We start from the raw sequence: 14,327 nt of genomic DNA, 5'->3' as shown, positions 1-14,327 counted from the left end.
CTTTTAATATTTAAAATGTTGCGCTTAATCCAAACACGTACAATTTAGTCATAGGAGCATTTTCTGATCCACCTCTCTCAGGATCATAGTCTTTTAGCAGGCTTGACTTTGTATAAGTAAATGGATTTCTCGCTGTCGCATAAATTCGTATGTTTTTGATAAAGGTCTTTTCCATTAAAAGCTTTGGAATTGTGTAACCAAGAGTAACATTTCGCAGCCTTACGAAAGACCCATCCGTATATCCAAGACTGCTGGAATATAAAGTAGAAGCTAAAGATGCATTTTTATTTGGCCTAGGATATTGATTACTAGGATTCTCAGGAGTCCAATAATTGATGATTGTTCCACTATTTTCAACTCCCTGAGGATCATATCTTCTCAAAAAATCAGGATATATAGTTTGTCCTATCCTTGCAAAAACATAGACATTCAAATCCCATGCTTTATAACTGAAAGTATTCTCTAAGCCACCGCTCCATTTAGGTCTGTTAGAACCGATAATCTTACGATCATTGGTATCATCAATTTTACCGTCGTTATTTAAATCTCTCACTCTGATATCTCCTGGTTTCTGTCCGTATTTAGCGGCTTCCGCTTCATCTCCAGTTTGCCAGATCCCGATCTTCTCATAATTATAAAAAGCCTGCACCGGCGATCCTACAAACCAGGAATTCAATAAGTCAGCCTTTGTTCCCCCTGCAAGCTCAACAATCTTTTCTTTGTTCTTACTGAAACTTAGGTTAGTAGTCCAATTAAAATCAGCACCAACAATGTTTTTAGAAGATATGTAAACCTCTAAACCTTTATTGCTTGTTTTAGCCACATTTTGAATAATGCTCGAAAACCCTGTTGTTGGCGGTAAACCTCTATCCAATAACAAATCATAAGTGCGAGAGGAATAATAATCTACCGTGGCATTGATCCTGTTTTTAAACAAGCCAATTTCTAACCCGATATCACTCGTTTTTGTTTTTTCCCATGTCAGATCCCTGTTCCCCATTTTTGGAGAATACCCGTATGCTAATGCAGAAGCATCGTCATAAGCGAATGCAATTTTTGATAATGAACTTTGGGTAGAGTAAGCGCTGATATTATCGCTTCCTGCAAGACCATAACTGTACTTCAACTTCAAATCGCTGATCACTTTATTATCCTTTAAAAACTGTTCATCACTCACTCTCCAAGCAATAGCTGCCGATGGAAAAAATGCCCATTTGTTACCTTCAGCCAGCTTTGAAGAACCATCTGTACGACCGGTAGCTGTTAATAAATATTTCCCTTTGTAGGCATAATTTATCCTCCCTGCAAAAGAAATCAGATTATTCATTGTATAGCTGGTAATTACTGCCTGATTCTGTGTATTTCCAAGACCATAGAATAGTTGAGATTTTAACAACTGATTTTCTCCAGAAGCTGCAACATCGTCATATCGGTTATACAGCAAACTATTGATTCCTGTTAGGGTAAATGAATGGTCATTAATGTCTTTATTGTAAGTAATAAAATTCTCTATGTTAATTAGTTGGCTGTTTGTCGCGGTATAAGAAGCCTTAGGGGCAGAACCATTGCGATCTAAAGAATACCGACCAGAATAGGTTCCGTTACGGTCGTGATTGAGATTTACACCAACGTTAGACCGTGCAACCAATCCTTTAAAAGGTTTAAACTCCATATATGCCGACAATAGCGTACGGTTGATAATGGTTTCATTTGTAAACACATCTGGCTGTTCATCCATCAGTGGATTAACAAAAGTACCCGAAAGCGGGTAATTAATGATGTTGCCCTGCTCATCATATACGCTTCCCAGAGGGGAAACTTTGTTTGCCTGATTTAGCGGGTCTCTCCGATTACTTTGGTCATAATGTGTAAACTGTGCTTGCATTCCTGTCTTAAAATATTTACCGATATTCTGATCAAGGTTCAAGCGGGCAGTATAACGGGACGAACCATCAAGTTTTAGTATTCCCTTTTCATTCAGGTAGTCCAGAGAGAAATATACTTTAGTATTTTCCGTTCCTGCCTTTACGCCTAATTGATAATCCTGCTGATAACCATCATGAATCAGTAAATCCCGATAATTAACGTACTGTTTATTTTGTATAGCGGCATATTCTGCTGAATTAAAAATCTTACTATCGTCAGCAGGGCTACTCCAATTACCTACTGCACGGTGCGCCTCACGTCTCAATTGCAAGAATTGATCTCCATCCAACACATCGGGATATTTTGCTACCTGAGAAAGACCAAAATAAGAATTTAAGGAAACTGTCGCTTCGCCTGACACTCCTTTTTTAGTGGTAATCAAAATTACACCATTTGCTCCTCTGGATCCATATATGGCGGTTGAAGAAGCATCCTTCAGGATCTCCATAGACGCTATATCATTCGGATTTAAATCCTGAAGGTTGGAATACTGCACCCCGTCAACAATAATTAATGGCCCATTTCCTGCTGTGATCGATCTGTTACCCCGAATGGTTATATTTACACCTGAAGACGCTGAACCATTGTTTCTGGTAATATCTACTCCAGGAACCTTCCCCTGAATAGATTCAAGTGGATTTGCTGAAGGAACTTTTGCAATCTCCTCGCCTTTTACAGAGACCACTGATCCGGTGAGATCTCTTTTCTTTACTGTTCCATAACCAATAACAACAACTTCATTTAAGGCGGTTTCGTTTGAAGTCAGCTTAATATTGAGAAGTGTCTTATTCCCAACATTAATTTCCTGCCCAACATAACCTACATAATTAACCATAATGACGGCATTATTTGAAGGAATGTTTAATGTGAATTTCCCGTTGGTATCCGTACTGGTCCCTTGTGAAGTTCCTTTAACAAGTACGCTTACCCCGATTAATGTTTCCCCACTCTTTGAGTCGGAGACCTGGCCTGAGATGACCCGGTTTTGGGCCGATACAATGCTGCTGAAAAAGCAGATAGCGACCAGTGAAAGATAAAGTTTGATCATAATATTTGGTTAGTTTAATTTTTAACAGAACTGTAAGTTTTTAACTACAGATGGAAATGACCCATTTAGGCAATCGATTGCTTGTTTATTTAAAAAGCTACACTCTTTTATTTGCCAATAGCACACTTGAGCACTATTATTTAGATAAATAAGCCCTATATTTTTTCTTAGTTGATTATACTAGATCTCATCTAGCAATCGATTGCTATTTTTGACTAAACCTTTCATATCCGTTCTAATTTGGTTAAACAATCATACGAACTTTGGAACGCCATTTTGTGAATTTTGGGAATTTAATTTGCGCAATCGTTTCCGAAAACGCTCATTAAAATCTATATAAAAAGCACAGAAAATGAAGTATATTTTAGATAGAAGATAGTCCCGATTAGTTAGGCTGGTTTATCAATGGAAAATCATCCATTTTAGCAAAAGGAATCATGATCAGCATGTTAAGAACATTAATTTATTATTTTCTTTTGAAAATTTAAAGAATTTTTACATAAATTAGTATCAACCAAACCGAAATTAATTACTTAACGACACTATAGTTCTTTCGAATTAAAACAAACCGGACCCAGTACAAACCTCTATTTATCAAAAAAATTATTAGATGCTCTCACCAATATATATCTATTCAGCTACACGAATTTTTCCGTTCGTACCAGTAGATATCATAACGACTTCCAGCGCGTCTATTAATTTTATGCGCAAAAAAAATCAACCTAATTTTTATTGTTTATTCACCATTTTAAATTTCAGACTATGTCAACAGAACCATTTATTGGAGAAGTCAAAATTTTTGCCTTCAATTTTGCCCCGACGGGTTATACTGCTTGTAATGGGCAGCTCTTAGCTATTTCAACAAATAGTGTCTTGTTTTCTTTACTGGGCACAACCTATGGTGGTGATGGAGCAAATACTTTTGCATTGCCCAATCTGCAGGGCCGTATGCCCATTGGACAAGGGAACGGAGTTGGGCTTCCCCCACGCACCATAGGAGAAACAAGCGGAAACACCAATACATCATTGACTTTAGCAAATCTACCTGAGCATGTACACGGTTTACATAATGTACAAGTAAGTACCCCCGTTTTTACTGGTGGTGGGGAGTCAAGTAGCCCGGCGGGTGCTTTCCCGGCAACAGCCACTTCTGATATTTATGCCGCGACGGCATCACCAAATTCGTTCATGGGAAAAGCCAATGTGTCAGGCACCACAGACCCGGCTGGAGGCAACCAGCCAATAGATATTACAAATCCTTTTTTGGTCATGAATTACAGTATTGCACTAGCAGGGATCTTTCCAGCACGGGCTTAGATGCCTTAAAAAAGATCAAATGACCATAGGAGTATTATTGCCAAGATCGACCTATTATTCAGCGATTGCTTTGGACATTATTCAGGGTTTAAAATTGGGATGCAGTAAACTTCCATTTAAATCAATGAAAATAATTTCCGAGAATATCGGGTTCGGTGCAGATAAACAGCGCTGTTATAGTGCTGCAGAAAACCTGATTTTCAATCACGAGGTGGACGTCATTGTGGGTTACATTGGCCAGCGGATGGCGCAATTATTAAAACCTTTACTATTGGCCAGTAATAAGTTACTATTGGTGCTGGATGCGGGTGCACATTTACCTCAGGAGTACGCTGAGTGCCCAAATATCATCTACATTTCTCTACATAACGCATTGGGTGCCTCATTATCCGCAGCGCTCGCCGCAAAAGACGGATATACCACCGGCGGAATGGTTACCGGGTATTATGACGCCGGATACCTGCATACCTTTGCGCTTTGCAATGGTTTCCAGCGAGCAGGAGGCACCATCGTTTTCAATCATGCCACCGGATACACTATGCAGGATTTCACCATGCAGCCATTGGACAATCAGCTTTCCAAACACAAGGACAGTGCCTTGTTAAGTATATTCAGTGGTGATTATGTGCAATGGTACTTCAATGAATTACGTAGGGTTTTCGGCGCGGTTAACCTACCCGTTTACCTACAGCCATTCGCATTGGAAGAAAGGGTATTAAGCGAGACGGCATTTCCAGGACATGCGATCAAAGGGGTCACTTCCTGGTCGTCTACACTGGACAACGAAGCGAATATTGCGTTTACAAAAACGATGGAACTGGCGGGAATACCGCCTTCCATTTTTTCTTTACTGGCCTGGGAGGCGGCAACAGTGCTATTCTGCCTGGAGGAGGCAATAGCAGGGAAAAGAGCAGCGATAGCTACAATAATCGAAATACTCGAAGATTTTGAATTTGAGGGCCCAAGGGGCAGTATCCGATTCCATGCACCCACCTATACTTTTGTTTCGCCGATGTACGTATCAACCATAGAAGCGGCAGCCAATGGCGCCTGCAAGTTGGTACTGGGCGAAGGTATACCAGATATTGAAGACCACCTTCAGCAATTACATGAACAACCGATCGGAGAATCTATTTCGGGTTGGTACAATAGTTACACCTGCACATGACAAAACCCAAAAGGAGAATTATGGTATTGTGTGGCGGCAAATTTGCGCTGCCGGCATTGCAGAGACTTGCCTTTGAAGGTGTGCTCTGTGCGGTGGGCATAGGACAAGGCGAGCCTTTACTGGTCAGATCTCTCAGGCAGGAGTGTGCAAACAAAAATCTTCCTTTCCGTACTTTTGTCAATAAAAAAGCACTTTCTGAATTAGTGGAATGGGTAGAAGAAGTGAATCCAGACCATGTGTTCACCATCACTTTTCCATTGCTGATCCCCCTGATGGCATTGCAGCGATTTCCTGATCGCTTCATCAATTTCCATCCGGGACCACTACCCCAGTACCGAGGGCCAATGCCCATTTTTGAGGTATTGCGCCACCAGGAAAAGGTAACAGCGGTTAGTGTGCATTACATGGACGAACATGCGGATGAAGGTGACCTCTTATTTGCCGATCCTGTAAAAATCAAACCCAATGAGACCTATGGTGAACTGACCATCAGGCTGAGCGAACATACGGCGCAGACGACAAGCAACTTGATTAATATGCTTGATTTTGGCACTTTCCTACCCCGAAAGCCACAGGATGAATCATTAGCCTGTTATTACGAAAAACCAACATTAACCGATACCACCATTCAATGGCAGGAGCAAACTGCAGATGAAATACAAGCCTTAATCAACGCTTGTAATCCATGGCATAACGGAGCCTGGACCCAATTATGGGAGAAACAGGTACAGATCATCGCGGCCACTATTGTCACGCAGCAACATCAGGAAGCTCCCGGTACGGTGATAACCCATTTAGACGGCACATTACATATCGCCTGCCTGGACAACCAATGGCTCGCAGTGAATATCCTGCGCACCGATGAGGGAATCATGGAGACTAAGGTGTTTATTAAGAAATTCAAAAAACAACCAGATGTCGTTTGGGCATCAAACCAAACAGGATAATATGAGAACAATTGCTACGTTTATTTTATCGTTTATGTTATTAAGCCTATGGGCTGCAGGAGGAAACGCACAGACGAAATTTTGGGACGATAATTTTGAGGGCGCATCCAATCCAAGTAGTGGGATCAGAACACCTTCTTTCGACGGCGGGTCTACTACTGCTTATCATAAACGTACAAATGGATCTGACATTAATTATTATATTACCGATCCCCCAGTGCCAAATTCATATTCAGGTCAGTCAGGAACCTATTTTTGGGCAGGAGAGGATTACAAGTCGGGTCCGGCTGGGCTAACGGATGCAGAACAACTCATTGAGTGGACCCAAATTGATATTTCTGGAAAGACCAACTTGTCCTTTAAGGGATTATTTGCCGCGCAAAATAACAGCAATGCCTGGGAAAATACAGCTTATAGCCCTGGAAGTTCTCATAACGATTATATTACCCTGGAATATAAGATTGATGCCGGAAGCTGGATAAAAATGATTCAGTTCAAAGGTAACAACGGTACAGACAAGCGATTGGCGGAAGATGCAAATTTTGATGAATTGGGGGATGGCATATTGTTATCGCGGACCTTTCAGCAATTTACAAAGACGATACCTGGAACCGGGAATACTCTATCAATCCGGATTCGCTCCTATTCAAATGATGGTGCAGAAGAATTCGCTTGGGATGATTTTCAGCTATTGGCGACCACAGCGACAAATCAAGCTCCAGTAGCAGTAGACGATCAAATAACGGTTAACGAAGATGCGCCTATGACCGGTAATGTATTAACAAACGACAGGGACGATGATGGAGATCCGCTGACCGCGTCGCTAATCACCGACCCTAACAATGGAACTGTAATATTTGATACAGATGGCAGTTTCACCTACACGCCCACCGCAAATTATACCGGCACAGATGCTTTCGTTTACCAGGTCTGTGATGATGGGACACCATCGCTATGTGCTACAGCTACGGTCAGAATAACTATTACAGCGGTCAATGATGCCCCGACCATTACCGGGTTACCTTCAGATATTACTGTGATGGAAGATGGTACAGAAGACCCATTAAATATTTCTTCTGCTACGATAAGTGATGTTGATGCAGGAACGGGAACGCTCACATTGACATTAAATACAACAGGCGGAATTTTTGATATCGCTGTGGCACCTGGCATAGCAATTACCGGCCATTTAACCAACCATCTGACAGTTACGGGCAATTTGACAGACTTAAATCAGTATATCAGTCGGCCCAACAATATTTATTTCAGACCCGCTCAGAACCTCAGTGGCGACAACGCCGCTGTAGTAGAAGTGTCCATCAATGATAATGGTAATACCGGCTCAGGAGGCGGAAGCAATGTCGCTCTTGGAGCAGTTAATATCGACATTACTCCGGTGAACGATGCACCAGCCAACACGGTGCCGGTTGCTCAGGCAATTGATCAAAATGGCACCCTGATTTTCGGCGCCAGCAATGGCAATCTTATTTCCATCAGTGATGTAGACGCAGGGGGTGGTATAGTATCGGTGACATTGATGGCCAGCAATGGCCTGATGACACTGGCTGGCACCACTGGATTGTCCTTCACCACGGGTGATGGGACGGCGGATGGCACCATGACTTTTGAAGGTACCATTTCTGGTATTAATTCGGCACTGAATGGGATGAGCTTTCTCCCAACCGCTGGCTATAGTGGCCCGGCTAGTTTACAAATTACGACGAATGACCAGGGATTATCCGGATCCGGCGGAGCCCAGACCGATAACGACACAATTAATATCACGGTAAATGGAGTCATTCCGGAAATCACAACGGTAGATACCAATACCCCTGATGGCACTTATAAACCGGGTGACGTAATTACAATAATGGTCACCACCAACCAGTCGGTTGTGGTGAATGGTGCAGGTGGCGTACCCAGCCTGCTACTGGAGACAGGAAACACGGACCGTCAGGCGATCTATCAGTCCGGATCGGGATCCGATATACTCTTGTTCAATTACACCGTGCAGGCGGGCGACCTGAGCGCTGACCTGGATTATGCATCTACTTCAGCTTTATCGTTAAATGGCGCAACCATACGAAACCCATCCGGGGATGATGCTGTATTGACCTTACCTGCTGTTGGCGGGGCCAATTCAATTGCCGGGCAGCACAACATTGTTATTGATGGCGTAAAACCTTTAGTCATCACGGTAGGTGTGCCTGCAAATAGAATATATACCACTGGCAATACATTGGCTTTTACTACCAATTTCAATGAGCAGGTAAATATAGATGCCACAAGCGGCACACCTTATATCAATGTAGTTATTGGAACAACAACCCATCAGGCCACCTATGTAAGCGGCACCGGCACCACCGCCCTGATCTTCAGCTATACCGTACAATCCGGCGATATGGATATGGATGGCATTGGACTTGGTACCTCACTGGGGCTGAACGGCGGTACGATTAAAGATATCGCAGGCAATGATGCGGTGATTGCGCTCAATGGAATATCCAATACATCAGGTGTCTTAGTGAATACGGCTAATCCAACTGTAACCATCTCAACCTCGGTTACTTCGCCGATAAACCAACCCTTTACAGCAACCATCACCTTCAGCGAGGCGGTAACAGGGTTCGTGTTAGGGGATATAGTGGCTGCGAACGCCACGTTGAGCGATTTGCAAACTACGGACAATATTTCTTATAGGCTGTTGGTAACCCCGACAGCCGACGGTGCCCTAAGCATACAAGTTCCCGCTGGTGTTGCTGTGAATATCGGCAATAACAGCAATACAGTTTCTAACAGCCTGAGCTTAACATTCGATGCTTCAGGCCCAATAACTCCAGTAGGTCTTGCAGCTACCGCTGGAAATGCGGAGAACAGTTTGACATGGGCGGCAAATACTGAGGCTGATCTTGAGTCCTATAAAATCTATGCAGGTACGGAAACCGATCCTACCACCTTGCTGACCACAGTGCCAGCTCCAGGAACCACACATGTACATAACAATCTCTTAAACGGAACAACCTATTACTACCGAATTTCAGCGGTGGATCAGGCAGGCAACGAAAGTCCTCTTTCACCTTCTGTATTTGCAAAACCGATGGCTACTCAAGTCATCACGTTTAACCAGCCCGCAACGAAAACATATGGACAAGAAGCTTTTGATCTGGTTGGAAGTTCTGATTCCGGGCTACAATTAATTTATACCAGCAGCGACCCAACTATTGCAAGTATTAATGGCAAAACAGTTAATATTTTAAAGGCTGGCACAGTTCAGATCACCGCGACACAGAACGGAAACGATGAGGTAGAAGCCGCTGCTCCGGTCACCAGACCCTTGGTAATCGGCAAGAAAATCATTACCGTAACTGCTGTTGCCAAATCAAAAGCCTATGGTGCCGCTGACCCGGAGTTAACTTACACCTTCAGCCCGGAACTTGAGGGTACCGACGAGTTTACCGGAGCGCTGGACAGGGCTCCAGGTGAAATTGCAGGCACTTATGCCATCAACCAAGGTACACTGGCACTTAGTTCTAATTATACCATCACTTTTGTACCAGCGAATCTGACCATCGGCAAGAAAACCATTACCGTTACTGCTGTAGCCAAGTCTAAAGCTTACGGTGCTGCCGATCCCGAGCTCACTTATACCTTCAGCCCAGCGCTGGATGGTACCGACGAGTTTACCGGCACGCTGGACAGGGCACCAGGTGAAACTGCAGGCACTTATGCCATCAACCAAGGTACACTGGCACTGGGCAGCAATTATACCATCACTTTTGTACCAGCCAACCTGACCATCGGCACCAAGACCATTACCGTTACTGCTGTAGCCAAATCAAAAGCCTATGGTGCTGCTGACCCGGAGTTAACTTACACCTTCAGCCCGGAACTTGAGGGTACCGACGAGTTTACCGGAGCGCTGGACAGGGCACCAGGTGAAACTGCAGGAACTTATGCCATCAACCAAGGCACACTGGCACTGGGCAGCAATTACACCATCACTTTTGTGCCAGCGAATCTGACCATCGGCACCAAGACCATTACCGTTACTGCTGTAGCCAAATCAAAAGCCTATGGTGCTGCCGATCCCGAGCTCACCTATACCTTCAGTCCAGCGCTGGATGGTACAGACGAGTTTACCGGAGCGCTGGACAGGGCACCAGGTGAAACTGCAGGCACTTATGCAATCAACCAGGGTACACTGACACTCAGTTCTAATTATACCATCACTTTTGTACCAGCGAATCTGACCATCGGCACCAAGACCATTACCGTAACTGCTGTAGCCAAGTCTAAAGCTTACGGCGCCGCCGATCCCGAGCTCACTTATACCTTCAGTCCAGCGCTGGATGGTACAGATGAGTTTACCGGATCGCTGGACAGGACTCCAGGTGAAACTGCAGGAACTTATGCCATCAACCAGGGTACACTGGCACTGGGCAGCAATTATACCATCACTTTTGTGCCAGCGAATCTGACCATCGGCACCAAGACCATTACCGTTACTGCTGTAGCCAAATCAAAAGCTTATGGAACTGCTGACCCGGAGTTAACTTACACCTTCAGCCCAGCGCTGGATGGTACAGACGAGTTTACCGGAACACTGGACAGGGCACCAGGTGAAACTGCAGGCACTTATGCCATCAACCAAGGTACACTGGCACTCAGTTCTAATTATACCATCACTTTTGTACCAGCCAACCTGACCATCGGCAAGAAAACCATTACCGTAACTGCTGTTGCCAAGTCTAAAGCTTACGGTGCCGCCGATCCCGAGCTCACTTATACCTTCAGTCCAGCGCTGGATGGTACAGATGAGTTTACCGGATCGCTGGACAGGGCACCAGGTGAAACTGCAGGAACTTATGCCATCAACCAGGGTACACTGGCACTGGGCAGCAATTACACCATCACTTTTGTGCCAGCGAATCTGACCATCGGCACCAAGACCATTACCGTTACTGCTGTAGCCAAATCAAAAGCCTATGGTGCTGCCGATCCCGAGCTCACCTATACCTTCAGTCCAGCGCTGGATGGTACAGACGAGTTTACCGGAGCGCTGGACAGGGCACCAGGTGAAACTGCAGGAACTTATGCCATCAACCAGGGTACACTGGCACTGGGCAGCAATTATACCATCTCTTTTGTGCCAGCGAATCTGACCATCGGCACCAAGACCATTACCGTTACTGCTGTAGCCAAATCAAAAGCCTATGGTGCTGCTGATCCCGAGCTCACTTACACCTTCAGCCCAGCGCTGGATGGTACAGACGAGTTTACCGGAGCGCTGGACAGGGCACCAGGTGAAACTGCAGGCACTTATGCCATCAACCAGGGTACACTGGCACTGGGCAGCAATTATACCATCACTTTTGTGCCAGCCAACCTGACCATCGGCAAGAAAATCATTACCGTTACTGCTGCAGCCAAATCAAAAGCCTATGGCGCTGCAGATCCCGAACTCACTTATACCTTCAGTCCAGAACTTGAGGGTACAGATAAATTTACCGGAACACTGGACAGGGCACCAGGTGAAACTGCAGGAATTTATGCCATCAACCAGGGTACACTGGCACTCAGTTCTAATTATACCATCACTTTTGTACCAGCCAACCTGACCATCGGCACCAAGACCATTACCGTAACTGCTGTTGCCAAATCTAAAGCTTATGGAACTGCTGACCCGGAGCTCACTTACACCTTCAGCCCAGCGCTGGATGGTACAGACGAGTTTACCGGAGCGCTGGACAGGGCACCAGGTGAAACTGCAGGCACCTATGCCATCAACCAGGGTACACTGGCACTCAGTTCTAATTATACCATCACTTTTGTACCAGCCAACATGACCATCGGCAAGAAAACCATTACCGTTACTGCTGTAGCCAAATCTAAAGCCTATGGCGCTGCAGATCCCGAGCTCACTTATACCTTCAGTCCAGCGCTGGATGGTACAGACGAGTTTACCGGAGCGTTGGACAGGGCACCAGGTGAAACTGCAGGCACCTATGCCATCAACCAGGGTACACTGGCACTGGGCAGCAATTACAACATCACTTTTGTACCGGCGAATCTGACTATCGGCAAGAAAATCATTACCGTTACTGCTGTAGCCAAATCAAAAGCCTATGGCGCTGCAGATCCCGAGCTCACTTATACCTTCAGTCCAGCGCTGGATGGTACAGACGAGTTTACCGGAACACTGGACAGGGCACCAGGTGAAACTGCAGGCACCTATGCCATTAACCAAGGCACACTGGCACTCAGTTCTAATTATACCATCACTTTTGTACCAGCGAATCTGACTATCGGCAAGAAAACCATTACCGTTACCGCTGATGCCAAATCTAAAGCTTATGGAACTGCTGACCCGGAGTTAACTTATACCTTCAGCCCAGCGCTGGATGGTACAGATAAATTTACCGGAACACTGGACAGGGCACCAGGTGAAACTGCAGAAACTTATGCCATCAACCAGGGCACACTGGCACTGGGTAGCAATTATGTACTGAATTATTTAGCAGCAAGCTTAACCGTGAACAAAGTGAGCCTTATCATAACTGCCGAAAACAAGGAGAAATTTGCAGGAACAGTCAATCCTCCTTTGACCCTGAATTATACCGGATTTGTTGGTAATGAAACCAAAGAAGTCTTGATTACTCAACCCTCCATTAGTACTTCAGCAACAGTCTCTAGTCCGGCTGGCGATTATCCAATTCTTGTTTCCGGAGCAGCTGCTTTGAACTATGAAATTAAGTATGTTAATGGTGTTCTTAAAGTTAAGCCAGGCGCACCAAATAACATTACTCTGGACGGCATAACGGTTTATGAAAATGGCCCTGTCAAAACAAAAGCCGGAACATTTAATTCCATTTCAGAGGATCCATCGGCAACCTATACCTATTCCTTAGTGTCCGGTACAGGTGATACAGATAACACCTTATTCTCCATAGAGGATCAGTCTTTATATACCAAATCCTCTCTTGATTTCGAGGACAAATCAATTTACAGCATTCGCGTAAAAGCGACAACACAAAATGGCTTAACTCTGGAAAAAGTGTTCAGCGTAACCATTAGCGACGTCAACGAAGCCCCAACCCTCACATCCATTTCAAATGCAACCCTTTGCTATACTCAGGCATCACAAACGATACCGCTTAATGGTATTAGTGCTGGTCCGGAAAAAAACCAATCGGTAAGACTTGATGTGAAAAGCGACAACCCTACCCTATTTCAAAATTTAAAAGTATCTGATTCTGCAAATGAAGCTTTCGTTAGCTACAGTATAAAAAATGGAATGAGTGGCACAGCGAATATTACCGTTACTGTTACTGACAACGGTGGAATTTCAAACGGCGGTGTCAACACCTATTCCAGAACATTCGTCCTCAAGATCAATCCTTTACCAGTGATTGCCATTACCAGTGATAAGGGGACTGATATCAGCAAAGGTGACATTGTACAGCTAACCGCCAGCGGAGCAGCATCATATGTTTGGACAGCAAACAGTAGCATCATTAGCGGACAAAACACTGCCACATTAACCGTAAGACCAACTGCAAACACAACTTACACTGTAACAGGCACAAACGACTATGGATGTTCTGAAAAACAAAGCTTTAGTATTAACGTAGCTGAGGATCTGAAACTGATTGCCAATAACATCGTAACACCCAATGGCGACGGCTACAATGATAAATGGATCGTTCAAAACATCGATGTGTACCCGGATAATTTGATCAAGATATTTGATCGCGCAGGACGCCTATTGTATTCGAAAAAAGGGTATGACAATAGTTGGGATGCCTCCTATAATGGAGTTCCACTTAACGAGGACACCTACTACTACCTGATGGAATTTACAGGCAGTAACAGGAAATTCAGAGGATACATTACAGTTGTAAGAGAAAATTAGCATGAACAA

Annotated in this window: 5 protein-coding genes; 4 read left to right on the top strand and 1 reads right to left on the bottom strand. The window is 44.4% G+C overall.

Features of this window, described 5'->3' with window-relative positions; all coding sequences use genetic code 11:
* Positions 1–10: 10 nt before the first annotated feature.
* On the bottom strand, positions 11–2,974 hold the full coding sequence (locus tag AC6CH7_RS01815; protein ID WP_498261052.1) for a SusC/RagA family TonB-linked outer membrane protein: 2,964 nt from the start codon (positions 2,972–2,974) through the stop codon (positions 11–13).
* Positions 2,975–3,736: 762 nt separating this feature from the next.
* On the opposite strand from AC6CH7_RS01815, the gene AC6CH7_RS01810 reads away from it, so the two are divergent.
* From AC6CH7_RS01810 to AC6CH7_RS01795, 4 genes are read left to right on the top strand one after another with little or no spacing between them, the layout of a single operon-like run.
* Positions 3,737–4,291, top strand: coding sequence for a phage tail protein (locus tag AC6CH7_RS01810; RefSeq protein ID WP_498261051.1), 555 nt, complete (start codon positions 3,737–3,739; stop codon positions 4,289–4,291).
* A 19-nt stretch (positions 4,292–4,310) separates the two neighbouring features.
* A complete protein-coding gene (locus AC6CH7_RS01805; protein ID WP_498261050.1) occupies positions 4,311–5,459 on the top strand; it encodes an ABC transporter substrate-binding protein in 1,149 nt (382 codons plus the stop codon).
* Positions 5,456–6,406 (top strand): methionyl-tRNA formyltransferase, encoded by a 951-nt coding sequence (locus tag AC6CH7_RS01800; protein WP_498261049.1) that lies wholly within the window; start codon positions 5,456–5,458, stop codon positions 6,404–6,406. The genes AC6CH7_RS01805 and AC6CH7_RS01800 overlap by 4 nt, the downstream gene beginning before the upstream one ends.
* 1 nt (position 6,407) lies before the next feature.
* The gene (locus tag AC6CH7_RS01795; RefSeq protein ID WP_498261048.1) at positions 6,408–14,318 is read left to right on the top strand and encodes an MBG domain-containing protein; all 7,911 of its coding nucleotides are present in this window, start codon (positions 6,408–6,410) and stop codon (positions 14,316–14,318) included.
* Positions 14,319–14,327 lie beyond the last annotated feature (9 nt).

It is taken from the genome of Pedobacter sp. GQ55, from assembly GCF_059758925.1.
This window is presented reverse-complemented; position numbering and strand designations above follow the sequence as displayed.

Bases quoted from the DNA above. Each gene is read 5' to 3' on its own strand.
- AC6CH7_RS01815 (WP_498261052.1), bottom strand. From the start codon at position 2,974: ATGATCAAACTTTATCTTTCACTGGTCGCTATCTGCTTTTTCAGCAGC.
- AC6CH7_RS01810 (WP_498261051.1), top strand. From the start codon at position 3,737: ATGTCAACAGAACCATTTATTGGAGAAGTCAAAATTTTTGCCTTCAAT.
- AC6CH7_RS01800 (WP_498261049.1), top strand. From the start codon at position 5,456: ATGACAAAACCCAAAAGGAGAATTATGGTATTGTGTGGCGGCAAATTT.
- AC6CH7_RS01805 (WP_498261050.1), top strand. From the start codon at position 4,311: ATGACCATAGGAGTATTATTGCCAAGATCGACCTATTATTCAGCGATT.
- AC6CH7_RS01795 (WP_498261048.1), top strand. From the start codon at position 6,408: ATGAGAACAATTGCTACGTTTATTTTATCGTTTATGTTATTAAGCCTA.